Origin of the sequence: Stutzerimonas kunmingensis, from assembly GCF_021432085.1 — a bacterium.
Taxonomy (GTDB): domain Bacteria; phylum Pseudomonadota; class Gammaproteobacteria; order Pseudomonadales; family Pseudomonadaceae; genus Stutzerimonas.
Window position 1 is genome coordinate 3,233,722 of the sequence record NZ_CP090366.1, and the last position, 22,789, is coordinate 3,256,510.

General features: G+C 65.2%; 20 protein-coding genes and 2 pseudogenes. 10 read left to right on the plus strand and 12 right to left on the minus strand.

The annotated features are described in order from the left end of the window. Positions 1-27: 27 nt before the first annotated feature. The 6 genes and pseudogenes from LW136_RS15240 to LW136_RS15265 all read left to right on the plus strand — a co-directional run bounded on the left by LW136_RS15240 (position 28) and on the right by LW136_RS15265 (position 4,766). Complete coding sequence (locus LW136_RS15240) at positions 28-285, plus strand: heavy-metal-associated domain-containing protein (protein ID WP_044315680.1); 258 nt, start codon at positions 28-30, stop codon at positions 283-285. A gap of 20 nt (positions 286-305) precedes the next feature. Then, positions 306-752, plus strand: a complete 447-nt coding sequence (locus LW136_RS15245) for a DUF411 domain-containing protein (protein WP_044315681.1) — start codon at positions 306-308, stop codon at positions 750-752. Positions 753-961: 209 nt separating this feature from the next. Further along, positions 962-2,760 (plus strand): annotated as a pseudogene (locus tag LW136_RS15250) (copper resistance system multicopper oxidase). A gap of 11 nt (positions 2,761-2,771) precedes the next feature. Then, positions 2,772-3,092 carry a hypothetical protein gene (locus LW136_RS15255; protein ID WP_044314887.1) on the plus strand — a complete coding sequence of 107 codons (321 nt, stop codon included), beginning with the start codon at positions 2,772-2,774 and terminating at the stop codon, positions 3,090-3,092. After that, positions 3,082-4,054, plus strand: a pseudogene (locus LW136_RS15260) (copper resistance protein B). Before LW136_RS15255 ends, LW136_RS15260 begins: the two are co-directional and overlap by 11 nt. 10 nt (positions 4,055-4,064) lie before the next feature. Beyond that, positions 4,065-4,766, plus strand: a complete 702-nt coding sequence (locus LW136_RS15265; RefSeq protein ID WP_041014521.1) for a c-type cytochrome — start codon at positions 4,065-4,067, stop codon at positions 4,764-4,766. A 38-nt stretch (positions 4,767-4,804) separates the two neighbouring features. Here the strand turns inward: LW136_RS15265 and LW136_RS15270 are convergent, their stop codons facing one another. Next, a complete protein-coding gene (locus tag LW136_RS15270) occupies positions 4,805-5,344 on the minus strand; it encodes a DUF3087 domain-containing protein (RefSeq protein WP_041014522.1) in 540 nt (179 codons plus the stop codon). 133 nt (positions 5,345-5,477) lie between these two features. Between LW136_RS15270 and LW136_RS15275 the strand changes: the two genes are divergently transcribed. Then, positions 5,478-5,978 carry a GNAT family N-acetyltransferase gene (locus LW136_RS15275; RefSeq protein WP_041014592.1) on the plus strand — a complete coding sequence of 167 codons (501 nt, stop codon included), beginning with the start codon at positions 5,478-5,480 and terminating at the stop codon, positions 5,976-5,978. A gap of 15 nt (positions 5,979-5,993) precedes the next feature. Here LW136_RS15275 and wrbA read toward each other — a convergent pair whose 3' ends face one another. Next, entirely contained in the window at positions 5,994-6,593 is a 600-nt protein-coding gene (gene wrbA / locus LW136_RS15280) for an NAD(P)H:quinone oxidoreductase (protein ID WP_041014523.1), read from the minus strand. Between the two features lie 83 nt (positions 6,594-6,676). Further along, entirely contained in the window at positions 6,677-7,375 is a 699-nt protein-coding gene (locus LW136_RS15285) for a pirin family protein (protein WP_041014524.1), read from the minus strand. Between the two features lie 226 nt (positions 7,376-7,601). Here LW136_RS15285 and LW136_RS15290 point away from each other — a divergent pair, with 226 nt between their 5' ends. Beyond that, positions 7,602-7,943, plus strand: a complete 342-nt coding sequence (locus LW136_RS15290; RefSeq protein ID WP_041014525.1) for an FKBP-type peptidyl-prolyl cis-trans isomerase — start codon at positions 7,602-7,604, stop codon at positions 7,941-7,943. Positions 7,944-7,988: 45 nt separating this feature from the next. Here the strand turns inward: LW136_RS15290 and mdoH are convergent, their stop codons facing one another. The 6 genes from mdoH to LW136_RS15320 all read right to left on the minus strand — a co-directional run bounded on the left by mdoH (position 7,989) and on the right by LW136_RS15320 (position 16,661). Then, positions 7,989-10,565 carry a glucans biosynthesis glucosyltransferase MdoH gene (mdoH, locus tag LW136_RS15295; protein ID WP_180982723.1) on the minus strand — a complete coding sequence of 859 codons (2,577 nt, stop codon included), beginning with the start codon at positions 10,563-10,565 and terminating at the stop codon, positions 7,989-7,991. Continuing rightward, positions 10,558-12,084 (minus strand): glucan biosynthesis protein G, encoded by a 1,527-nt coding sequence (locus tag LW136_RS15300; protein WP_023446778.1) that lies wholly within the window; start codon positions 12,082-12,084, stop codon positions 10,558-10,560. The genes mdoH and LW136_RS15300 overlap by 8 nt, the downstream gene beginning before the upstream one ends. Positions 12,085-12,271: 187 nt before the next feature. Beyond that, on the minus strand, positions 12,272-14,563 hold the full coding sequence (gene bglX / locus LW136_RS15305) for a beta-glucosidase BglX (protein WP_044316250.1): 2,292 nt from the start codon (positions 14,561-14,563) through the stop codon (positions 12,272-12,274). 102 nt (positions 14,564-14,665) lie between these two features. Then, positions 14,666-15,445: a PhzF family phenazine biosynthesis protein gene (locus tag LW136_RS15310; RefSeq protein ID WP_023446780.1), complete on the minus strand. Its 780-nt coding sequence runs from the start codon at positions 15,443-15,445 to the stop codon at positions 14,666-14,668. A 143-nt stretch (positions 15,446-15,588) separates the two neighbouring features. Next, on the minus strand, positions 15,589-16,299 hold the full coding sequence (locus tag LW136_RS15315) for an LrgB family protein (RefSeq protein ID WP_023446781.1): 711 nt from the start codon (positions 16,297-16,299) through the stop codon (positions 15,589-15,591). Beyond that, entirely contained in the window at positions 16,296-16,661 is a 366-nt protein-coding gene (locus LW136_RS15320) for a CidA/LrgA family protein (RefSeq protein ID WP_023446782.1), read from the minus strand. The genes LW136_RS15315 and LW136_RS15320 overlap by 4 nt, the downstream gene beginning before the upstream one ends. A 301-nt stretch (positions 16,662-16,962) precedes the next feature. On the opposite strand from LW136_RS15320, the gene ccoG reads away from it, so the two are divergent. Next, on the plus strand, positions 16,963-18,381 hold the full coding sequence (ccoG, locus tag LW136_RS15325; RefSeq protein ID WP_023446783.1) for a cytochrome c oxidase accessory protein CcoG: 1,419 nt from the start codon (positions 16,963-16,965) through the stop codon (positions 18,379-18,381). 34 nt (positions 18,382-18,415) lie between these two features. Then, on the plus strand, positions 18,416-19,825 hold the full coding sequence (mapR, locus tag LW136_RS15330; RefSeq protein WP_044314384.1) for a GntR family transcriptional regulator MpaR: 1,410 nt from the start codon (positions 18,416-18,418) through the stop codon (positions 19,823-19,825). Positions 19,826-19,852: 27 nt separating this feature from the next. On the opposite strand, the gene LW136_RS15335 is transcribed toward mapR, so the two are convergent. From LW136_RS15335 to LW136_RS15345, 3 genes are all read right to left on the minus strand, one after another. After that, positions 19,853-21,190 carry a sensor domain-containing protein gene (locus tag LW136_RS15335; RefSeq protein WP_044314382.1) on the minus strand — a complete coding sequence of 446 codons (1,338 nt, stop codon included), beginning with the start codon at positions 21,188-21,190 and terminating at the stop codon, positions 19,853-19,855. Between the two features lie 123 nt (positions 21,191-21,313). Beyond that, a complete protein-coding gene (locus tag LW136_RS15340; RefSeq protein ID WP_044314381.1) occupies positions 21,314-22,117 on the minus strand; it encodes an MBL fold metallo-hydrolase in 804 nt (267 codons plus the stop codon). A gap of 25 nt (positions 22,118-22,142) precedes the next feature. Beyond that, positions 22,143-22,736: a glutathione S-transferase family protein gene (locus LW136_RS15345; protein ID WP_044314380.1), complete on the minus strand. Its 594-nt coding sequence runs from the start codon at positions 22,734-22,736 to the stop codon at positions 22,143-22,145. Positions 22,737-22,789: the final 53 nt, after the last annotated feature.

A 22,789-nucleotide genomic window follows, 5' to 3' on the forward strand; every position in this document is an offset into this window, starting at 1 on the left:
CCAGACTGGCTAACCGAGGACCATCCCATGACCAGCATTCAACTCAAGGTATCCGGCATGACCTGCGGCGCGTGCGTCCGGCATGTAACCGCGGCACTACAGCCCTTGGCGGGTGTCGAGCGCGTCGAGGTCGATCTGGCCGCCGGGGTCGCCCGGATAGACGGCACGGCCGATAGCGCGGAGCTGATCGCCGCACTCGACGAAGCCGGTTACCCTGCCGAGGTCACCACCGACTCGCCTGCCCCGACGCCCCGCAAAACCGGATGCGGTTGCGGCTGCAACTGAACATCGCTCTGGAGAAGCCCATGAAACTCTACCTCACCGCACTCGCCGCTCTGCTGATGTCCGGCATGGCCCACGCCGCGGACGTCATCGATGTGCATCGCGATGCCAACTGCGGCTGCTGCAAGGACTGGATCAAGTACCTGGAGGCCAACGGTTTCGAGGTGCGCGATCACGTCGAAAGCAACATGTCGGCGGTCAAGCAGAAGCTGGGTGTCGCGCCTCGCCTGGGCTCATGCCACACCGGTGTGATTGACGGCAAGTTCGTCGAAGGCCACGTTCCGGTTGCGGCGATTCATGAGCTGAAGAAGCGCGACGATCTCGCCGGTGTTGCCGTACCGGGCATGCCGGCGGGCTCGCCGGGCATGGATTATGGCCAGCCGCACCAGCAGTACCAGGTGATCGGCCTGACCACCAAGGGCCGCGATCTGGTGCTCGGCGACTACCTCGGCGCGCAACCGGTTCGCTAAGCCGCGCTGCCATCAGGACAGGCGATGCCGTTCGGCATCTCCGGCAGGGCCAGCCCGATTGGGGCTGGCCACGCTGCCAGCTGACAAAATCGTAATTTTCGCTTCAGGTCGCTGACAGATGCACCGCGCTATGGTGCTTGTCACAAGCGTTGCAACGTCGCGCCTGCGCGGCGGCAAACCAACAATTCGATCGACCGAACAGGACCCGCATGCAATTGACCAGTTCTCGGCGCACCTTCGTCAAAAGCCTGGCTGCCGGCGGCGCCGTCGCTGGCCTCGGGCTGTGGCAACAGCCCGTCTGGGCGCTGACCAGCCCAGGTCAGCCGACGGTGCTCAGCGGCACCGAGTTCGACCTCACCATTGATTCCATGAGCGTGGACTTCACCGGCAAGCGCCGCACTGCCATGGCCATCAACGGCAGCATCCCCGGCCCATTGTTGCGCTGGCGCGAGGGCGACACCGTGACCCTGCGCGTGCGCAACCGGCTACCCCACGACACTTCCATCCATTGGCACGGCATCCTGCTGCCGGCCAACATGGACGGCTTACCGGCTTCAGCTTCGCCGGCATCGCGCCGGATGGCATGTACGAATACCGCTTCAAGGTCGTCCAGAGCGGCACCTACTGGTACCACAGCCACTCCGGTTTTCAGGAACAGCTGGGCGTCTATGGCGCGCTGATCATCGATCCCAAGGAGCCGGAGCCTTTCAGCTACGATCGCGACTATGTGGTGTTCCTTTCCGACTGGACCGACGAAAGCCCGGCACGGGTGCTGGCCAAGCTGAAGAAGCGCTCGGACTACTACAACCGGGGCCGCCGCACGCTTGGCGATTTCATCAATGACGTCGCCGACAACGGCTGGAGTGACACCGTCAGCAAGCGCTGGGCCTGGGCGAAGATGAACATGTCGCCGACCGATCTGGCCGATATCAGCGGTGCCACCTACACCTACCTGCTCAACGGCCAGGCGCCGGACGGCAACTGGACCGGCCTGTTTCAGCCAGGCGAGCGCATCCGCCTGCGCCTGATCAACGGCTCGGCGATGAGTTATTTCGACTTCCGCATCCCCGGTCTCAAGCTCACCGTGGTCGCCGCCGACGGGCAGAACGTCGAACCGGTGCAGGTGGACGAAGTGCGCCTGGCCGTGGCGGAAACCCTCGACGTGATCGTCGAGCCGGACGGCAGCCAGGACGCCTATACCCTGTTCGCCCAAGCCATGGACCGCAGCGGCTATGCCCGCGGCACGCTGGCAGTGCGCGATGGCTTGCAGGCGTCGGTGCCCGAGCCCGATCCGCGCCCAGAACTGAGCATGGAGGACATGGGCCACGGTGATCATGCCGCCCACGGCCAGGCTGCTGCGCCTGCGCCGAGCGACGATCCTCACGCCGGGCATGGCGACATGGATCACGGCGCGATGAATCAGAATGAGATGAATGGCCAGATGGACCACGCGACCATGGGCCACGGCTCGTCCGGCGGCGGCATGCAGACGCATCCGGCAAGCGAAACCGACAACCCGCTGGTGTACATGCAGACCATGATGCCGGTGTCCAAGCTGGACGATCCCGGCATCGGCCTGCGCGACAACGGCCGGCGCGTGCTGACCTACGCCGACCTGCGCAGCACCTTCGCCGATCCGGACGGCCGTGAGCCGACGCGCACCATCGAACTGCACCTGACCGGACACATGGAGCGCTTCGCCTGGTCGTTCGACGGCATCCCCTTCGCCGACGCCGAGCCGATCCGCCTCAGATACGGCGAGCGGGTGCGCTTCGTGCTGGTCAACGACACCATGATGCACCACCCCATCCACCTGCACGGGCTGTGGAGCGATCTGGAGGACGAACACGGCAATTTCCAGGTGCGCAAGCACACCATCGACATGCCACCGGGTTCGAAACGCAGCTATCGCGTCACCGCCGACGCCCTCGGGCGCTGGGCCTATCACTGCCACATGCTGATGCACATGGACCTCGGGATGTTCCGCGAAGTCCGCGTAGAAGAATGACGGAGAAAACCATGAAAACAATCAAGCGCACCGCCCTGCTCGCCTTCGGCCTGGCCGCCGCTCTCAGCCTCAACGCCGCCTACGCGCAAAGCGAGCAGGACGGTCATCATCCCGCCAACGCGCCAGCCGAACAGGCCGCGCCGCAGGCCAGCCAGCCCAAGCCCGGACAAAAGCAGGGCGACATGATGCAGGGCATGGACCACGACAAGATGCAGGACATGCACGACCAGCACATGGGTTCCGACCACATGGACCACGGCAGCATGGGCAACGGAAAGATGCAGAACGACCTGCCAAAGGGCGCCGAACAAGGCAAGCCGCATGATCATTAAGACACTGCCGGTCGCCATCGCCCTCGCACTGGCTGCGACGGCGAGCCAGGCGCAGCAGGCCATGGATCATTCCGGACACGCCGGGCACGCTGCGCCAGCGGACCACAGCCAGATGGATCCTGGGCAGATGGGTCACAGCCAGATGAACCATGAGCCTGTGAACCAAGGCGGCATGGATCATCGCGATCACAGCAGCATGGATCACAGTTCAATGGCTCACCCGCCAGTCACCGGCGTCGGCACCGGACAGGAGCCGCGCACGCCAATTCCTACGATCAGCGATGCTGACCGCGCCGCGGCATTTCCCGACCTGCCGCCTCATTCTATGCATCAGGGCGGCAGCAATTTTCTGTTCCTCGCCGATCAGCTGGAATGGCAGGACGCCGATGAAGGCAGCACGCTGGCCTGGGACCTTTCCGGCTGGTATGGCGGCGATATCGACCGCCTCGCCTTCCGCTCCGAGGGTGAGCGCACCAATGGCCACACCGAGGAGGCCGAACTGCAGCTGCTCTGGAGCCACGCCATCGGCCCCTGGTGGGAAACCGTCGCCGGCGTGCGCCAGGACTTCAAGCCTGGTTCGCCACAGACCTGGGCCGCCTTTGGCGTGCAGGGCATGCCACTGTTCGGTCTGGAAACAGAAGCCACGGCTTTCCTTGGCGAGGGGCCAGAGCGCGCTGCGCCTGGAGGCTGAATACGACATCCTGCTGACCCAGCGCTGGGTACTGCAGCCCACCGCGGAGCTGAACCTGCACGGGCGCAACGACCAGGCGCGCGGCGTCGGTTCCGGTCTCAGCGACGCCAGTGTCGGTCTGCGCCTGCGTTACGAGATAAGTCGTCAGTTCGCGCCTTATGTCGGCGTCAGCTGGGGCCGTGCCTACGGCAATACCGCTGACCTGCTGCGTGCCGATGACGAAGACGTCAGCGAGGCGAAGCTGGTAGCCGGTATTCGCTTCTGGTTCTGAGGCCCCACGTATGAAGACTGTCCTGGCGACACTGGCACTGAGCACCCTGCTGGTTGCAATCGGCGGCGCGCTGGTGGTGTATTCCGGCATCATCGATGTCGGCGCGGACGCCCCGCACAGCGCGCCACTGCACGCCGTGCTGGAGACCACCCGTGAACGCGCCGTGGCCGTGCGCGCCCGCGACCTCGAAGTGCCGACGCTGGGGTCTGCGGAGCAGATTCGTTCCGGGGCGGGCAACTACGCGGCCATGTGCGTCGGTTGCCACCTGGCGCCCGGCGTCGAGCCGACCGAACTGAGCCAGGGCCTCTACCCCGCGCCCCCAACGCTTGCCGAGGACTCCCACGACAACGACCCGGCCGCGACTTTCTGGGTCATCAAGCATGGACTCAAGTCCACCGGCATGCCGGCGTGGGGCAAGTTCATGGAGGACCGCTACATCTGGTCGCTGGTCGCCTTCGTCGAACAACTGCCCTCACTCACCCCGCTGGAATACCAGACGCTAGTGGACTCTAGTGACGGCCACCAGCACGGTGGCGGTGAATCGGACATGCACGATCACAGCGGCCAGCACCCCGCTCCTGCCGCCGATCAGCAGCCGGCAGGCGCGGACCATCATCAAGGTGCGCACGACGGCCATGCGCCGGCGCAATCAGAAGCAGCACCGGAAGCCGATGTACACCACCACCCGGACGGTAGCCGCCACGTGCATTGATGCGTAGCACGGGACAATTCGCCTTCAGACCGCGCGCCTCAGCGCTTCGCCTCGATCTGTCCGACTCGCTCCAGCCAACCCGACTCCAGGCGTGGCTGGTCGGTATCCATGCTCCGCGCCTCCATCGCCTCGCGATGACGATCGATCTCGGCGACCGAATCGCTGAGGCCGGTGAGGTTGCCATCGAGCTGGTGCATCTGCGTCAGCCCCAGGTGATAGAAGCGCAGCAGCTTCATCGCATCCGGGTCGCCCGCACTTACGCCGGCCTTGACCTGGTGCATCATGTTGGTCACGCGCATCAGGCTGCGCTTGAGCTTCCAGCCGTACACCGCCGCCGCCATCCACGGCTGCTGCCAGTAAAGCCACCTGACAATTCCGATCGTCAGCGCTAACCCAACTGCCACCCCGACGATATTCAGCCGCAGGTTGTCGCCACCGGGCTCACCGAACAGTGCCACGGCCAAGGTCGACAAGCCCATGGCGAGCACGGCAAAGGTCACCGCGACGATCAGGGTGCTGCGCCGGGTTTGCTGGCGATAGGTTTCGGGGCTGAGCGGAACGATCTCAAATAGCACCACGGGGCGATGTCCTTGGCTGAGGAGGGAGATGAGCGGCGGCCATTATCACCTCAATCGCCGCGCGCTGACTGATACAGCGCAGTATCTGCCGCGCTCCGGCTATGCTGGAGGCCGCGCCCGATCGGAGAACCCCATGCGCCGCCTTGCTACCCCCGCCGACCAACAGCGGGTCTACGACATCTACATGCACCCGGACGTGGTGCCCTACCTGGGCTTCGATCCCATGCCGCGCGAGCACTTCGGCAAGGTCTTCGAGCCGTTGTTCGAAAGCGCCGGTTTCTATGTTTTCGAAGACGCTGGCGTGGTGCAGGGCTTCTACAAGGTGCAGCGCCATCTGGGCCGCGCCGCCCATGTGGCCTACCTCGGCACCCTGGCCGTCGCGCCCGAGGTCAGGGGCAGCGGCCTGGCGCGACGGATGATGCAGGACGCCCTCGACCGGCTGGCCGCCAGCGGCATTCGGCGCGTGGAATTGACAGTGGAGGCGGACAACCCGCGGGCCATCGCCTTCTACGAGCGTTTCGGCTTTGTTCACGAAGGCACGCAGCGCGCCGCCTACAAGCGCAGCAGCGACGACGGCTTCGTCGACGAACTGATGTATGGCCTGTTGCTGGAGCCCGGGCGGGCCCCAGCGTAGGTACTGCGTCGTTCGTCAGCCCTTGAGCTTGCTGGTGATCTTCGCCACATGCTCGCCCTGGTAGCGCGCGATGGCCAGTTCCTTCTCCGAAGGCTGGCGCGAGCCGTCGCCACCGGCGATGGTCGTGGCGCCGTAGGGCGTGCCACCGTTGGTTTCGGAGATATCGAAGAACTCGCTGATGCCATAACCGGTCGGCACGATGACCATGCCGTGGTGCGCCAGGGTGGTCCAGGTCGAGGTGATGGTCATCTCCTGCCCGCCGCCGGTGCCGGTCGAGGCGAACACGCTGGCGACCTTGCCGTGCAGCGCGCCCTTGGCCCACAGGCCGCCGGTGCGGTCGAGGAAGTTGCGCATCTGCCCGGACATGTTGCCGAAGCGGGTCGGGGTGCCAAAGATGATGCCGTCGTAGTTCGGCAGCTCGTTCGGATCGGCGATGTCGGCTGGCTGATCGACCTTGCCGCCGGCGTTGCGGAAGGCGTCTTCCGGCATGGTTTCCGGCACGCGCTTGATCGTGACCTCGACGCCCGGGACGCGGCGCGCACCTTCGGCGACGGCATTGGCCATGGTTTCGATGTGGCCGTACATCGAGTGATAGAGCACGAGAATCTTCGCCATCTTGCTTTCCTCTTTCGGTGGGTAAGTCTGAATAAAGTCGTGGATGGGATAACGCACCAGGCGGGTCGTTCCGACGCGGGGCGTCAGAGCGACTCGACCAGGATGACTTCGCTGTCGGTCACGGCTCTGATGCTCAGCCGCGCCTCGTCGCGCACGGCCACGCCATCGCCCGCGGCGACCGCAAGTCCGTTGATTTCGATCTGGCCGCTGGCAGGCACCAGATACACCCGGTGCCCGGCGCCAATTTCGTAGTCAGCGCTCTGCCCTGCTGCAAGCGTAGCCGCTGCCAGGCGGGCCTCGGCACGAATCGGCAGCGCCTCGTCATCGCCGGGCAGACCACTGGCGAGCGTGACGAAGGCGCCAGCGCGCTCGCCGCTGGGGAACTGGCGAGTGCCCCAGGCCGGCGGCAGGCCGGTCTGCTGCGGGTGAATCCAGATCTGGAAGATGCGCGTTTCCACGTCTTCCAGGTTGTACTCGCTGTGCACGATGCCGGTGCCGGCGCTCATCACCTGCACATCGCCGGCGACGGTACGGCCGCGGTTACCGAGGCTGTCTTCATGAGTGATGGCGCCCTGGCGGACATAGGTGATGATTTCCATGTCGCGGTGCGAGTGCGGCTCGAAGCCCGATTGCGGCGCGATGCTGTCGTCGTTCCAGACGCGCAGGCGGCCCCAGCGCATGCGCTCGACATCGTGATAATCGGCAAAGGAAAAATGGTGGCGCGCGTTCAGCCAGCCGTGCTGCGCATGACCAAGCTGGGCATATGGACGTCGTTCGATCATCTCGCTCTCCGCAGATGGGACACCGGGCAACCCGGCGAATGAGGGAGATGATCCATTCAATCCGATCAACAATGTCTGCAATTTTCCGCCAATAACTATCGAATAAATCGATAATCAGGCAGGTCGACTATCCCGGTGAAAGCGGCGCGGCGGCCGGGTCTATTGCCCGCAGCGCGTTTACCTGCGACAAAGCGCTCCCTTTTTTCAGCTTTCAGGAAGCGCATGAATGAACGATGAATTGCGGGTCGAAGACATTCAGCTCGGCGACGGTAAGGCGGTGGTCAAGGGCGCGCTGATCACCACCCAGTACCGCGGCACGCTGAGCGATGGGACGGAGTTCGACAGTTCTTACGCGCGCGGCAAACCCTTCCAGTGCGTCATCGGCACCGGCCGGGTGATCAAGGGCTGGGACATCGGGCTGATGGGCATGCGGGTCGGCGGCAAGCGGCGGCTGTTCGTGCCGGCGCAGCTGGGCTATGGCGAACGCCAGGTCGGCGCGCATATCCCGCCCAATTCGGATCTGCACTTCGAGATCGAACTGCTGGAAGTGCTGACGCGCGACGACTGATCGCCCTTTCTGGCGGCCCTGCGGACCGCCAGAAAGTCGCGCGTATCAGGCCTCGCCCGCGAGGTCCGGGCGCGCCACGCCGTGGGGATACTGCTCGCGGTAGCGTGCCAGCCAGACGGCCCCGGCCGGATCTTCCCAGGCGTGACGGTGCAACAGCGCCATGCCATCCGGATCGTTCAGCAGGCGCCAGCGCGCCGCCTCGGCATCCGCGCCGTCCGGGCCGACCGCCAGCACCTGACCGAGGCGCTGCTCGCGCAAACGCTCGGCGCCAGTGACCACCCTGGCATGCCGGGCGCGCGCCATGGCACAGACCAGCGCGTTGTACAGCGGATCGACCACCGCCACGAGGAAGCCATGGCGCAAGGCAACCGCCTGGTTCTGCTGCTGGTACAGGTCGGTATTGGCCAGCTCGGTGGGCGGTGCGTATTCCTCCGGGATCAGGAACAGCTTGCTGCGCCGCGCGGCCAGGCCGAGACCGGTACGGCTGGTGATCACCGAAACCGGCGCCGAGAGGATCAGCGACACCACGATTGGCGCCAGCCACCAGAGAAAGGCCGCATCCAGCCAGGCAACCAGGGCCGTCCAGAGCACGCCGATGACGATCTGCGAACCATGCCGACGCAGCGCCTCGCCCCAGGGCGTGGCGTCATCGCCGCGCTGCGGCGATTTCCACTGCACCGACCAGCCGAGGAACGCCGCGGTGACGAACACGCTGTGAAAGAGCATGCGCACCGGCGCCAGCAGCACCGAGAACAGCGTTTCGATCAGCATCGACAACACCACCCGCAGCCGCCCGCCATAGGCCTGCGCGCCCTGGATGCAGACCAGCAGCACACTGAGCAACTTGGGCAGGAACAGCAGCGTCATGGTCGCCGAGAACAGCGCGATGGCCTCCTCCGGATGCCAGCGTGGCCACAGCGGGTAGAGCTGGTTCGGCTGCAGGAAGTACTCCGGCTCCATCAGCGTATGGATCGCCAGCAGGCCGGTGGACAGCAGCAGGAAGAGGAACCACAGCGGCGCCGACAGGTAGGACATCACCCCGGTGAGGAACACCAGGCGATGCACCGTATGCACGCCACGCACCATGAACAGACGGAAGTTCATCAGGTTGCCGTGGCACCAGCGGCGGTCGCGCTTGAGCTCGTCGAGCAGGTTCGGCGGCAGTTCCTCGTAGCTGCCCGGCAGGTCATAGGCGATCCACACGCCCCAGCCGGCACGGCGCATCAGCGCGGCTTCGACGAAGTCGTGGGAGAGGATCGCGCCGGCGAACGAACCGGTGCCGGGCAACGGCGCCAGCGCGCAGTGCTCGATGAACGGCTTCACGCGAATGATCGCGTTATGGCCCCAGTAATGCGATTCACCCAGCTGCCAGAAGTTGAGCCCGGCGGTGAACAGCGGTCCGTAGACGCGCGTGGCGAACTGCTGCAGCCGCGCATAGAGCGTGTCCATGCCCGACGCCTTGGGCGCAGTCTGGATGATGCCGGCGTTGGGATTGGCCTCCATCAATCGCACCAGGCTGGTCAGACATTCGCCACTCATCACGCTGTCGGCGTCCAGCACCACCATGTAGCGGTAGCTACTGCCCCAGCGACGACAGAAGTCGTCGATGTTGCCGCTCTTGCGCTTCACCCGACGACGGCGGCGACGGTAGAAGATGTGGCCGAAGCCATCCACCGCACGGCACAACTCGACCCAGGCCTTCTGCTCGGCAACACAGGTGTCCGGGTCGTTGCTGTCGCTGAGCACGAAGATGTCGAAATGCTCGAGCTCACCGGTTGCCTTGAGCGACTCGTAAGTCGCGCGCAGGCCGGCGAACACACGCGGCACGTCCTCGTTGGCAATCGGCATCACCAGCGCCGTACGCGCCTCGGCCGGTATCGGTTCGGTGCCGGGGCTGCTGGCCGAGATGCTGTAACGGTCCTTGCCGCGAAGTAGCTGGAAGAAGCCCATCAGCGCGGTCCAGAAGCCCACCGAGACCCAGCAGAACAGCAGTGCGAAGAGCAGCAGGATGCTGGTCTGCACCACATAGGGAAGGATCTGCCGGGCCGATTCGGACAGCGGCTGGACGAACACTTCCTGCATGTCGACCAGGAACCAGCCCTGGTAAGGCAGCACCGCCTTCATCTGCCAGGTGGCAAAGGCGGTCTGGCCGAGCATCAGCACCAGCAGTGCCGCACGGCGCAGCGCCGCGACCCGGCGCCAGCGCGCCTCGTCGAGCGGCTGCGGACTGGGCTCGAAGTGACGCCGCGGCGGCGTGCGGCCCAGCATCCGGCGCCAACCGCGGCGCAGAATATTGGTATGCCAGGGCTCCGGCACCATGCGTGTGCGCACGATCGGCGGGGTCGACTGCACATACGCGCGGCCCTGGTGGTCCTCGGCGATCACGCCGGCGCGGTCGAACAGATCGCCCCAGCCCAGCCGCAGTCGCGCGACCACCGAGTCGAGCAGACGCCGCGACGGGCTGCGCTGCGCGCTGGTCTCGGCAGACAGTTCATCATGCAGCGCGAACAGGCCGCCCCGCTCGGCCGCCTGCCGGTATCTGGCCGGGTCCTCGGTTTCGTTCAATGCCAGGCCGTCGCAATAGTTTTGCGTCAGACCATTCACTGCATGCTGCTCATTCATGGGGAGGAATCTGGTAGGTCCAGGTTTCGGAAAGGGTCTTGTCGCCATCGACCAGCGCCGCACGCATCTCGACCGGGCGCGCCGGGTCGCGAACCTTCACGCGCAGCGTCAGGCGCCAGCCCTTGGTGACGGTGTTGTAGCGCAGGTTGTTTTCCACCAGCTCGGCATTGTCATCGACGCTGACGCGCGTGCTGACCGGCGCATCCTCGGCGAGCTTCTCCAGCACCGGCCCGACGAAGTCCACGACCAGCGCCGTGCTGCCGTCAGGCTGGCGGATCAGGTTGGCCTGCTTGACGTCGCCGGTGGAGATACGGGTCTGCTGCACCCACGCCAGCTCAGGATCGTGCAGGCTCGGTTCGTCCATGGAAAAGTGCAGGCGGTATTCCAGATCCAGCGACTGGCCGGGCTCCGGCTGCTTTTCCGGGGACCAGAAGGCGACGATGTTGTCATTGGTCTCGTCAGGCGTCGGGATCTCGATCAGCTCAACGTGGCCCTTGCCCCAGTCGCCGCGGGTTTCCACCCAGCCGCTCGGGCGCAGCTCGTAGCGGTCGTCCAGGTCTTCGTAACGGCCGAAATCGCGAGTGCGCTGCATCAGCCCGAAGCCGCGCGGGTTCTCCACGCTGAACGCACTCACGGCCAGCCGCTTCGGATTGTTCAGCGGACGCCAGATCCATTCGCCACTGCCGGCATGAATCGCCAGACCCTCGGAGTCATGCAGTTGCGGACGGAAGTTGGTGACATTGCTCGGCTGGTTGGCGCCGAACAGGAACATGCTGGTCAGCGGCGCAATCCCAAGCTTGCCGACCTGCTCGCGGAGAAACACCTTGGCCTGCACGTCCAGCGTGCTGTCCTTGCCCGGCGTCAGCACCATGCGATAGGCGCCGGTGGCGCGCGGCGAATCGAGCAGCGCGTAGATCACCAGGTTGCGCCGATCAGCCTGCGGCCGCTCGACCCAGAATTCGCGGAACCGCGGGAACTCCTCGCCCACTGGTAGTGCCGTGTCGACCGCCAGCCCGCGCGCGGAGAGCCCGTACCACTGGCCCTTGCCGATGATGCGGAAGTAGCTGGCGCCGAGCAGGGTCATCACCTCGTCCTGCTTGTCCTTCTTGTTCAGCGGATAGAGCACCTTGAAGCCGGCGAAGCCCAGCCCCTCCAGCGAGGCCGGGTCGATGTCGACACCGCCGAACTCGAACATCGACGGGTCGTAGCGAATCTCGCGCACTTTCGTCGCGGTGATTTCATTGATGCGCACCGGCGTGTCGAAGTGCATGCCCTGGTGATAGAACTGCAGATGGAACGGGGTTTCGACGTCCTTCCAGTAGGCATGCTCCGGGTTGAAGCGCACGCGCTGGTAGTCGGCGAATGCCATCTTGCGGAATTCGTCGGGCAGGTTGCTCACCGGCTCCTCGTAACCGCTGGCAGCCAGTTCCTGAGCCCGCTTGGCCACATCGTCGAGGCTGAACGCCAGCGCACTGCCAGCCATAAGCATGCACAGGCCACCCGCCAGACCGGCCAGCATGCGTGCCGGCTGATTCCCCGTGTTCCATTGAAAAATGCGTAACACACCGCCTCCGAATTACACGTTTGTGCAGAGTTCGCTCTGCTTCGCTGTTTCTGATCGCCTACAACCCACGTATTCCGCCGCTTTGCTCTACAGCGCGGCAGCGGTCGTGGGCTGGATGCAGATCGCCATACAGAAAAAAGTCTTACAACAACTCGAATCGCACGCTTTGCACCGACCGCGAGTCGAGGCCCAACTGGACTTCAAACTCGCCGGGCTCGGCCACGTAGTCGAGTCGCGCGTCAGGAAACTTCAGATCGTCCTCGCCCAGTTCAAAGCGCACTACCCGCGACTCGCCTGGCTCTAACATGAGCTTTTCGAAGCGCTTGAGTTCCTTGATCGGACGTACGCTGGAGCCGACCAGATCCTGCAGATACAGCTGCACTACCGTCGCGCCGGCGCGTGCGCCAGTGTTCTTTACCGTTACGCTGACCTCCAGAATCTGGCCGCGTTTCAGCTGATGTCGTGAAAGCTGCGGCTTCGCCAGCTCGAACTCGGTGTAGCTCAGGCCATAACCGAACGGGTACAGCGCACCGTTGGGTTCTTCGAAATACTGCGAGGTGTAGTTGCCAGGGCGACCCTCGACGTAGGGTCGGCCGAGTCGCGGGTGGTTGTAGTAGGTCGGAATCTGGCCAACCGAGCGCGGAAAGGAGATCGGCAGTTTGCCGGACGGGTTGTGCGCACCGAGCAGCACCTCGGCAATCGCGTGCCCGCCCTCGGTGCCGGCGAACCAGGTTTCCAGCACGGCATCCGCGTTGTCCTTGACCCAGCCCAGTTGCAGCGGCCGGCCATTCATCAAAACCACCACCAGCGGTTTGCCGGTGGCAGCCAGCGCTTCGAGCAGTGCCTGCTGGCTGGCCGGCAGCGTGAGACTGGTACGGCTAGAGGATTCGTGGGACATGCCACGTGACTCGCCCACCGCAGCAACGATCACGTTAGCCTCGCGCGCGGCACGCACGGCCTCGTCGATCATCGCCTGCGGCAGGCGCGGGTCCTGCGTCACTTCCGGGCGATCCCAGTTGAGAAAGTTCAGGTACTCGATCAGTCGCGGATCGTCGGTGACGTTCGCGCCACGGGCATGAACGACCCGGCCGGAATCGCCCACTGCAGCCTCGAGTCCCTGGCGCAGCGTCACCGTCTGTGCCGCCACACCGGCCGCCGACCAGCTGCCGAGCATGTCAACGTGGGAATCGGCCAGCGGGCCGACCAGCGCGATGGTCGCGTCCTTGCGCAGTGGCAGCGTCTGCTGACGGTTCTCCAGCAGGACCAGCGAGTCGCGCGCCACTTGCCTTGCCGCCTGGCGATGCAGGCGGATTTCGGCATTGACCTCGACGGGATCGTCCGCCGCCTTGCCGATACGCCGATGAGGATCATGGAACAGGCCGAGGTCGTACTTGGCACCGAGCACACGCCCCACGGCCTGGTCGATCAGCTCGATCGGCACCTCACCGCGCTCGACCAGCCCCGGCAGTTCCTGCAGATAAAGCGAGTCATGCATGCTCAGATCGATACCCGCCTCGATCGCCAGGCGCGCAGCCTCGCGCCCGTCGCGGGCCACGCCGTGGCGCAGCAGTTCGTCGATGGCGCCGTGGTCGCTGATGTTCAGCCCACGGAAGCCCCAGTCGTCGCGCAGCAGGTCGCGCAACAGCCAGCGGTTGGCGCTGGCCGGCATGCCGTTGACGGTGTTCAGCGCGATCATCACGCCGCCTGCGCCGGCGTCCACCGCGGCACGGTATGGCGGTAGATAATCCTGATGCATACGCTGCGGACTCATGTCGACCACGTTGTAGTCGCGGCCCCCTTCCACCGCGCCGTACAGGGCGAAGTGCTTGACGCTGGCCATCACGCTGTCCGCGGCGCTCAGGCGCTCACCCTGATAGGCGCGCACCAGCGTGCCGGCGATCTGCGATACCAGGTAGGGATCTTCGCCGAAGCCTTCGGAGGTCCGGCCCCAGCGCGGATCACGGGTGATGTCGACCATCGGTGCAAATGTCAGGTCCAGGCCGTCGGCGCTGGCCTCGATGGCCGACACGCGACCGCTAAGGGCGATGGCCTCGAGATCCCAGCTCGACGCCAGCGCCAGGCTGATCGGGAAGATGGTGCGGTGGCCGTGAATGACGTCGTAGGCGAAAAAGATCGGAACGCCCAGGCGACTGCGCAGCGCCGCATCCTGCATGGGGCGGTTGTCGGCGCGGGTGACCGAATTGAAGGTGGCGCCAATGCGTCCGGCAGCGATCTCCTCGACGATCCGCTCGCGCGGCATGTCACCACCGATGCTGATCAGCCGCAGCTGGCCGATCTTCTCCACCAGGGTCATGCGCTCGAGCAGGGTTTCGATCAGCGCCTGCCGGTCATCCAGCGGCAACGCGGGCTGTGCCGCACTGGCGAACGAGCCCATCGCGCTGGCAAGCAGGACAAACGGCAACAGCCTTTTCATCATCACGTTCCGCAACCCCATTCGTTAGAACCGATCAGCCACACACAGGCACACCCATCGCGCCGCCTGTGAAAGCCGATCGCAATGGGTTGAAGACAATTTTTAAAGTTCGATGGTGCCGTCGAGATAAAGCACGGCCTGCCCGGCCACCATCACACGATCCGCTTCGACCCGGCAGTGCAGGATGCCGCTACGTTTCGACGCCTGCAGCGCCACCAGCTCGTTACGCCCCAGCCGCTCGGCCCAGTACGGCGCAAGCCCGGCATGGATGGAGCCGGTGACCGGGTCCTCGTCGCCGCCGTTGGCTGGCCAGAAATAACGGGAGGCGAAATCCTGCTCGCGTCCCGGCGCGGTCACTACCACATCCAGTGGCGCCAGCGTGCGCAGCGCCTGCAGATCGGGCGCCAGCGCCCTGACCTCGCGCTCGTCACGGTAGACGGCGAACCATGCCTGCGGACTGCACAGCACCGCTTCCGGCTCGCACCCAAGCCCCTGCAACAATGCCGCCGGCGGTTCGGCAACCGGTTCCGGCGCGCGGTTGGGGAAGCTCATTTCCAGCATGCCATCAGCCCGTCGCTGCACCGCCAAGTCACCCACAGCGGCGGCGCGGAAGGTCAGCGGTGCCTGAGCCAGGCCCGCTTCCAGCAGCACAAAGGCGCTGGCCAGCGTGGCATGGCCGCAGAAGTCGATTTCAGTCAGTGGCGAAAACCAGCGGATGTGAAACGCCCCGTCCGCTTCGCGTACGAAAAAGGCCGTTTCAGAAAGATTGTTTTCGGCGGCGATGGCTTGCATCAGCGCGTCCGGCAGCCAGGTTTGCAGGGGTATCACTGCCGCGGGATTGCCCCTGAAGCGCTCGGCAGTGAAGGCATCGACCTGGAACATCCGCAATTTCATGTTTGCACCCTGTGCACGGTCAAGCGACCGCTGCCTACTCTAACCGGGCGGACGGAGTGCTAGCCAGTGGTGCGTGAAGGCTGAAGGGCCCGGAATCCGTCCGGTTCACCTACTTTCGGCAGCGCCGCGCATCAGCCCAGGGCAAAGGGCAGCAGCAGCGCGATCAGGATGCCCAGCAGACTCATGCCCAGCGCGGCGAAAGCGCCGCATTCGTCACCCTCTTCCAACGCCCTCGCCGTACCGATGGCATGCGCGTTGATGCCATAGCTGAGGCCCCGCGCGGCGGGATGCTCGACACCTGCCCAGCGCAGCAACAGCGGCCCCAACGCGGTGCCGATAACGCCGGTGAGCATGACGAACACCGCCGCCAGCGAGGCCAGTCCACCGAGCTGCTCGGCCACCAGCATGGCGATGGGCATGGTCGCCGACTTCGGCGCCAGGCTCATCAGCACCGGCAGCTGCGCGCCCAGCGCCCAGGCGATCACCAGCGTCAGCACCACGCTGAGCACGCCGCCCACAGCCAGGGTAATGACGATCGGCCAGAACAATTGCTGAATCCGCTTGAGGTGACGATGCAGCGGCACCGCCAGCGCCACGGTTGCAGGCCCCAGCAACATGGCGATCAACGAGGCACCCTCGCGGTAGCGCGCGTACTCCAAATCCACCAGGGTGAGCGTGCCGACTACCAGCAGCATGCCGATCATCACCGGCTGCAGAACCAACCAGCCGCTACGCCGATAGAGCATCAGCGCGAGTTTGAAAGCGATCAGCGTCAGCGCCACGGCGAACAGCGGATGCACCACGACGGCCGCCCAGGCCGTGCGCCAGTCGAGAACCGTCATGCCTGATCCTCCCGCTTGAGATCGAGCCGGCGAATCAGTCGCTGCATCAGCCAGCCGCAGAACGGCACGGTGATCAGCAACGACAGCACCAGCCCGGCGGCGATGGCAGGCAGGTCATCCAGCAGCGCGGCGCCGCTGGTCATGATTCCGGCGGCGGGCACGATGAGCAGCAGCGGCAGGTACTGCAGCAGCAGCGCCGCGGTCTTCTCCAGCGACTCGGGAATGCTGCGGCGCAGCAACAGGAGGCCAAACAGCAACAGCATGCCGATGATTGGCCCAGGCAATGCCGGCAGCAGCACCAGATTGATCAGGTTGCCGAACAGTTGCAGCAGCACCAGCCAGGTCAGGCCCTTGAGAATCATCGGCGGCGCTCCATTGACGGCAGGTCAGAAATCATGACGACAGCTCCTCAGTGCGTGGCAAAAGGTTTCGACTATGGCTTTGTTGGCAGCGGCGCAACAGATGCAGATTGGCACTAAAAAAGCAGATCAGCCGATCCCGAAACGTTCCACTGATGCAGGTCAACCCATTGTCCGAAGACGTTGCAGGGCAGGCAACCGATGCTCATCTGATCTGTATTTTGGCTGTTCATCTGAGTCTGTTATGCAGCACCACTGGCAGGGATCATCCGCTTCGCCTGAAATGCCTATGGGGCGAAGCCTAATGACCGACCGCATACCCGCGCAGATCATCGAAACCGTTGATCCCAGCCAACCGATCCGCCTGACGCCCGCGCAGGGCGGCGGGCCCATTCATACGCGCAGTTTCAGCGGCCGGTTCCGCAACCTGCGCCTGTTGGGCGGCGCGCTGCTGATGCTGCTCTACTTCGGCACCGTCTGGCTGAACTGGAACGGGCGCCAGGCGGTGCTGTGGGATCTGGACCGGCAGCAGTTTCACATCTTCGGCGCCACCTTCTGGCCGCAGGATTTCATCCTGCTCTCGGCGATTCTGATCATCGCCGCGTTCGGCCTGTTCTTCATCACCGTGCTGGCCGGACGCATCTGGTGCGGCTACGCCTGCCCGCAGAGCACCTGGACCTGGATGTTCATGTGGGTGGAAAAGATCACCGAGGGTGATCGCCTGCAGCGCATCAAGCTCGACGCCGCGCCCTGGTCGGCCGCCAAGCTGCTGCGCCGTGCCGCCAAGCACACGCTATGGCTGGCCATCAGCCTGGCCACGGCGATGGCGTTCGTCGGCTATTTCACCCCGGTGCGCGAACTGGTGGCCGACCTCGCCCGCTTCGAGGTCGGTGCCACCACCGCCTTCTGGCTGCTGTTCTTCACTGCCGCGACTTATATCAACGCCGGCTGGCTGCGCGAGCAGGTGTGCCTGCACATGTGCCCCTACTCGCGCTTCCAGAGCGTGATGTTCGACGCCGATACCCTGCTCGTCTCCTACGACACAGCCCGTGGCGAGAACCGCGGCGCGCGACGCAAGGGCAGCGACCCGCGCGCGCAAGGCCTCGGTGACTGCGTCGACTGCACGCTGTGCGTGCAGGTCTGCCCCACCGGCATCGACATCCGCGACGGCCTACAGCTGGACTGCATCAGCTGCGGTGCCTGCATCGACGTCTGCGACAGCGTCATGGACCGGATGGGTTACGCTCGCGGCCTGCTGCGCTACACCTCCGAACGCGCGCTCAAAGGCGGCGCCACCCGCCTCTTGCGGCCGCGCCTGATCGGATATGCCGTGGCGATGACGGCGATGATCGCCGCCTTCGTCTGGGCACTGGACGCGCGGCCGCAGCTGCAGCTGGACGTCACCCGCGACCGCACGCTGTACCGCGAGAACATGCAGGGGCAGATCGAAAACATGTACCGCCTCAAGCTGATCAACAAGACCCAGCAAGCGCGCCGCTACGCGCTCGGGCTGGAAGGCGGGCCGTTCGCACTGCAGGGACCGCGCGAGATCGCCCTGGCCCCGGGCGAGATCGCCGACCTGCCGGTCAGCGTTGCGCTGCTCGACAACGCCCGCGACTTCAGCCGCGAGCTGCGTTTCGAGGTCAGCGACCTGGCCGAGCCGAGCAGCCGGGTGAGTACACCGAGCACCTTCGTCGCCCCCATCGCGGCGCTACGCCAGTAGACTGGCCATGCCCAACCGCCACGGCCCGGACACGATGAAGCGCTACGAGAAATTCGCCGACGAGATTGCCGAACTGATCCGCAGTGGCGTGCTCGCGCCGGGAGAAAAGGTGCCCTCGGTGCGCCACGCCAGCCGCACCTACGGCGTCAGCCCGTCCACCGTGTTCCAGGCCTACTACCTGCTGGAAGACCGCGGGCTGATCCAGGCGCGGGCGCGTTCGGGCTATTTCGTCCGCGAACATGCCAAGCGCCCGTTGCACGAACCGGACATCAGCCTGCGTCCGGCGGAAACCACCGATGTCGGCGTCAGCGAGCTGGTGTTCTCGGTGCTCGCCTCGCTGCGCGACCCGGCCACGGTGCCCTTCGGTTCGGCCTTTCCCAGTCCCGAGCTGTTTCCCCTGCAGCGCCTGGCGCGCTCGATGGCACAGAGCGTGCGCGACATGCCGGCACGCGAGGTGATTGCCGAGATGACCGCCGGCAACCCGGACCTGCGCCGGCAGATCGCCCTGCGCTACATGGTCAGCGGTGTGATGCTGCCGATGGACGAACTGGTGATCACCACCGGTGCGATGGAGGCTCTGAACCTCTGCCTGCAGGTGGTAACCGAACCGGGTGATCTGGTGGCCATCGAGGCGCCAGCGTTCTACGCCACGCTGCAGGTACTGGAACGGCTCAAGCTCAAGGCGGTGGAGATTCCGGTGCACCCACGCGAAGGCATCGACCTCGACATCCTCGCCGATCGCCTCGCGCACTTGCCGATCAAGGCCTGCTGGTTCATGAGCAGCCTGCAGAACCCGCTGGGCGCGAGCATGGGCGAGGCGAAGAAGCAGCAGCTCTATGAGCTGTTGCAGCGCCACCAGGTGCCGTTGATCGAGGACGACGTCTACGCCGAGCTTTACTTCACCCGCGAGCCGCCCAAGCCGGTGAAAAGCCATGATCGCGAAGGTCTGGTGATGCACTGCGGTTCGTTCTCCAAGAGTCTCGCGCCCGGTTACCGGGTCGGCTGGGTTGCCGGCGGTCGCTATGCCGAGCAGATCGCCCGGCTCAAGCTGATGACCACCATTTCCCCTTCCGTGCCGGCGCAGGCCGCCATTGCCGATTACCTGCAGCACGGCGGCTACGACCGTCACCTGCGCAAGCTGCGCCATGCGCTGGAGATGCAGCAGGGTGCGATGCTCGCCTCCGCGGCCCGCCATTTCCCTGCGAGCACGCGAGTCACCCGGCCCAGCGGCGGCTACTTTCTGTGGTTCGAATTTCCCGAGCAGGTGGATTCGCTGCAGCTGCTGCAACTGGCGCTGGCCCAGGGCATCAGCCTGGCGCCAGGGCCGATCTTTTCGGCGACCCAGCGCTTTCGCAACTGCGCGCGGCTGAATCACGGCCATCCATGGGACGCCCGCAGCGAGCAGGCGATGAAGTTGCTGGGCAGGATGCTGAAGTCGTTCTGAGGCGCGGTGACGATATGTCCGGGACCTTCAGTCGCAATCCTGCGGCTGGCCGCCACGGGCCTTCATCAGATACATGCGGTCGTCGGCCTGCTTGAGCAGCTGGGCCTCCGCATCACCGTCTTCGGGATAGAGCGCGGTGCCGATGCTCAAGCCGATATCGAGACTGTGCTCGGCAATCTGCATCGGCTGCTCGAAGGCCGCGCGGATCTTGTCGACGACGCGGCGGGCATCCTCTGCCTCGGCGATGCTTTCCAGCAGCACCACGAACTCATCGCCACCCAGCCGCGCCACGGTATCGGTGTCGCGCACGCAGTGCGTTAGGCGATCGGCCACTGCGCGCAGCAGCTGGTCGCCGCCGCTGTGGCCGTAGGTATCGTTGACCTGCTTGAAGCGATCCAGATCCACGTAGAGCAAGGCGACGCGTCCGCCATTGCGCCGCACCCGCGCCAGGGCGGTGTCCAGGCGATCGCGAAAACAGGCGCGATTCGGCAGGCCGGTGAGTTCGTCGTACTGCGCCATCCGGTGCAGTCGCGCATACAGCTGCTTGCGCTCGATTGCCGTGACCACCTGCATCGAGACGAACTGCAGCAGCTCCTGATCCTTCTCGGTGTAGGGCGCGGCCGTGCTCTTGAGCAACAGCACGCCGATCACCCCCTCACTCGAACTGAGCGGCACCCCCAGCCACCAGGCATGGGTATCCCCATCACCGAGCGGGAGCGCTAGCGCTGGCATCGAGTCCGCATTGAAGCGCAACGGCTGCGCGCCATGCAGGACGGAAAAGCACAGGGACGCCGCGGGTTCCGCTGGCAGACCGGTCGAATCGAGCGCCAGCGCCTGGTAGGGATAACTCAGCTCGCCGCTGGCAGCATTGCGGATGGCCACGATGAAATCGTCCACCGGCAGCAGCTGGGCGATGGTCAGATGGATCTGCTGATACAGCGCTGCGAGGTCCTTGGCCCCGTGCGCCGCCTCGGAGATCGAATAGAGCGCCGCCTGCATCGCTTCGGACTGCTTGCGCTGGGTGATGTCGCGCGCCACGCCGATGCGCAGCTTGTTATCGGTCGACCAGCAGGCCGACCACATGATGTGCACCACACCGCCGTCCTTGCGCACGTAACGGTTCTCGAAGTGCAGCAGCGGCTGATCAGCCATTACTTCCTTGGCGGCGGCCAGGGTCCGGGCACGGTCTTCGGGATAGACCATCTCGATCATCCGCTTGCCGAGCATCTCCTGCGGGGTGTAGCCGAAGATGCGCTCGCAGGCGGCGCTGACGTAGACGAAGTTGCCCTGCGCATCGACCACGCAGATGGCATCCAGCAACAAATCGATGACACTCGCAAGAGGCGCGTAGCTATCCGTCTTCACAGCGGCAGACCTACTTCGGCCATTGGGCACGGGCCTGGCGATCGGGGCGGCGCCGTCGCGCGGCTGATCGCTCGTTCCCATGCCCTAAGCATCGCCCAAATCCGCAGCCGCTGCGCTGTTTTTTTATTGTCCGGCTCCCTCCACCCAGCGCGGATAGAAGCCGAGCGAAGCCTGGGTGTTGGCATCCTGCAGCGCGATAACGTTCTCTAGCGCATCGCCGGCGTCCCGTTCCAGTCGGTCGCCGCGAAAGAAGAAGCGGCGGCCATCGGCAAGCGTGAGGAACAGGCCGACCGCCCCATGGCCATCCAGCGGCACCAGCACGACCTGGCCGTCGCCGAACAGATCCAGGCTACGACGGTGCTCCCGATAAGGGCTCGCCTGGAACTCCAGCGACTGCCAGCGGACCGGGTGGCGAAACTGACTGGGCAACACCGCTGGCGGCGTGGCAGCCTCCAGATAGCCCAGGCTGTCCGCGCTGGCCAATACCGGTACCTCGGGATAGTCGACCAGCCCCGAAGCGTGCTCCCAGCGCACGCACCCCAGCACGATACGATCGATCTCCAGTCCGTCCCCCTCCAGCTGATCGCGCACCGGGCGTACGTCCGCGTAGCGCTTGATTCGCCAGGGCACCTCGGCGTCCAGCTGCGCGTCGATCTGCCTACCGAGCCCGGTTCCAAACAGCAAGCGGCTGCCGCGATGCTCGATCAGAATCGCGATGTGCTGCGTGGGCGGCGCCTCCTGCCAACCGTTCCGTCCCAGCAAGAAGTCGCCACTGTCGCTCTGCGCCGTCTTCACCAGGCTGAAGCGCAACCCTTGCGCAGCCGAAGCATCCTCGACGAAGCCAAACAGGGAGACTGCCAGCCCGATCACCAGCAGCAGCGATACTCCGATCCGCCGGCCCAGGTGCCGGTCCAGCTCGCCGGGCATCCGACCATTCTGCACGTTCATGGCGTCACAACCCCGGCATGCCGACATAACCCGGCAGCGCGCGGACGCGGGCGAACCAGGCCTGCAGCGCCGGATAGGCAGCCAGATCGAGCCCGCCGTCTCCGCCCAGCGCGACGTTGGGGTAGACGGCGATGTCGGCGATGGTCGGTTCGCTGGTCTGCGCCAGCCAGGCGTGCTGCGCAAGGTGCCGCTCGAGCGTACGCAGGGCGCTGGCGGCACGTGCCTGCGCCAGAGGCTCGTCGATCGGCCGGCCGAACAGCTTGCCCAGACGCACGGTGGCCGGGCCATGCTGCACCTCGTTGGCGGCAAAGCTCAGCCAGTTGGCGATGTGGCCCTGGGTTTCGGCGTCCTGCGGATACCACTCATTGGCATAGCGCTGGGCCAGATAAACCAGGATTGCCTGGGAATCGCCAAGTCGAAAATCGCCGTCCTCGAGCACCGGAATCTGTCCGCGCGGATTGATTTCACGGAACGCCGGCTGCTTGTGCTCGCCCGCAAGCAGATTCACCGGCACCAGCTCCACCGGCTGGCCGATCAGGCTGAGAAACAGACGAACCTTGTGGCAGTTGCCGGATAGCGTCAGGTCGTAAAGCTTCATGGTGTTGCCCTCGTGATTGGCTGCGACTGGATAATAGACAGACCTGTCTGTAC

Excerpts from the sequence above, each read along its gene's own strand:
- LW136_RS15240 (WP_044315680.1), top strand. The coding sequence starts at position 28 with ATGACCAGCATTCAACTCAAGGTATCCGGCATGACCTGCGGCGCGTGC.
- LW136_RS15245 (WP_044315681.1), top strand. The coding sequence starts at position 306 with ATGAAACTCTACCTCACCGCACTCGCCGCTCTGCTGATGTCCGGCATG.
- LW136_RS15255 (WP_044314887.1), top strand. The coding sequence starts at position 2,772 with ATGAAAACAATCAAGCGCACCGCCCTGCTCGCCTTCGGCCTGGCCGCC.
- LW136_RS15265 (WP_041014521.1), top strand. The coding sequence starts at position 4,065 with ATGAAGACTGTCCTGGCGACACTGGCACTGAGCACCCTGCTGGTTGCA.
- LW136_RS15275 (WP_041014592.1), top strand. The coding sequence starts at position 5,478 with ATGCGCCGCCTTGCTACCCCCGCCGACCAACAGCGGGTCTACGACATC.
- wrbA (WP_041014523.1), bottom strand. The coding sequence starts at position 6,593 with ATGGCGAAGATTCTCGTGCTCTATCACTCGATGTACGGCCACATCGAA.
- LW136_RS15285 (WP_041014524.1), bottom strand. The coding sequence starts at position 7,375 with ATGATCGAACGACGTCCATATGCCCAGCTTGGTCATGCGCAGCACGGC.
- LW136_RS15290 (WP_041014525.1), top strand. The coding sequence starts at position 7,602 with ATGAACGATGAATTGCGGGTCGAAGACATTCAGCTCGGCGACGGTAAG.
- mdoH (WP_180982723.1), bottom strand. The coding sequence starts at position 10,565 with ATGAATGAGCAGCATGCAGTGAATGGTCTGACGCAAAACTATTGCGAC.
- LW136_RS15300 (WP_023446778.1), bottom strand. The coding sequence starts at position 12,084 with ATGCTGGCCGGTCTGGCGGGTGGCCTGTGCATGCTTATGGCTGGCAGT.
- bglX (WP_044316250.1), bottom strand. The coding sequence starts at position 14,563 with ATGAAAAGGCTGTTGCCGTTTGTCCTGCTTGCCAGCGCGATGGGCTCG.
- LW136_RS15310 (WP_023446780.1), bottom strand. The coding sequence starts at position 15,445 with ATGTTCCAGGTCGATGCCTTCACTGCCGAGCGCTTCAGGGGCAATCCC.
- LW136_RS15315 (WP_023446781.1), bottom strand. The coding sequence starts at position 16,299 with ATGACGGTTCTCGACTGGCGCACGGCCTGGGCGGCCGTCGTGGTGCAT.
- LW136_RS15320 (WP_023446782.1), bottom strand. The coding sequence starts at position 16,661 with ATGATTCTCAAGGGCCTGACCTGGCTGGTGCTGCTGCAACTGTTCGGC.
- ccoG (WP_023446783.1), top strand. The coding sequence starts at position 16,963 with ATGACCGACCGCATACCCGCGCAGATCATCGAAACCGTTGATCCCAGC.
- mapR (WP_044314384.1), top strand. The coding sequence starts at position 18,416 with ATGAAGCGCTACGAGAAATTCGCCGACGAGATTGCCGAACTGATCCGC.
- LW136_RS15340 (WP_044314381.1), bottom strand. The coding sequence starts at position 22,117 with ATGCCCGGCGAGCTGGACCGGCACCTGGGCCGGCGGATCGGAGTATCG.
- LW136_RS15345 (WP_044314380.1), bottom strand. The coding sequence starts at position 22,736 with ATGAAGCTTTACGACCTGACGCTATCCGGCAACTGCCACAAGGTTCGT.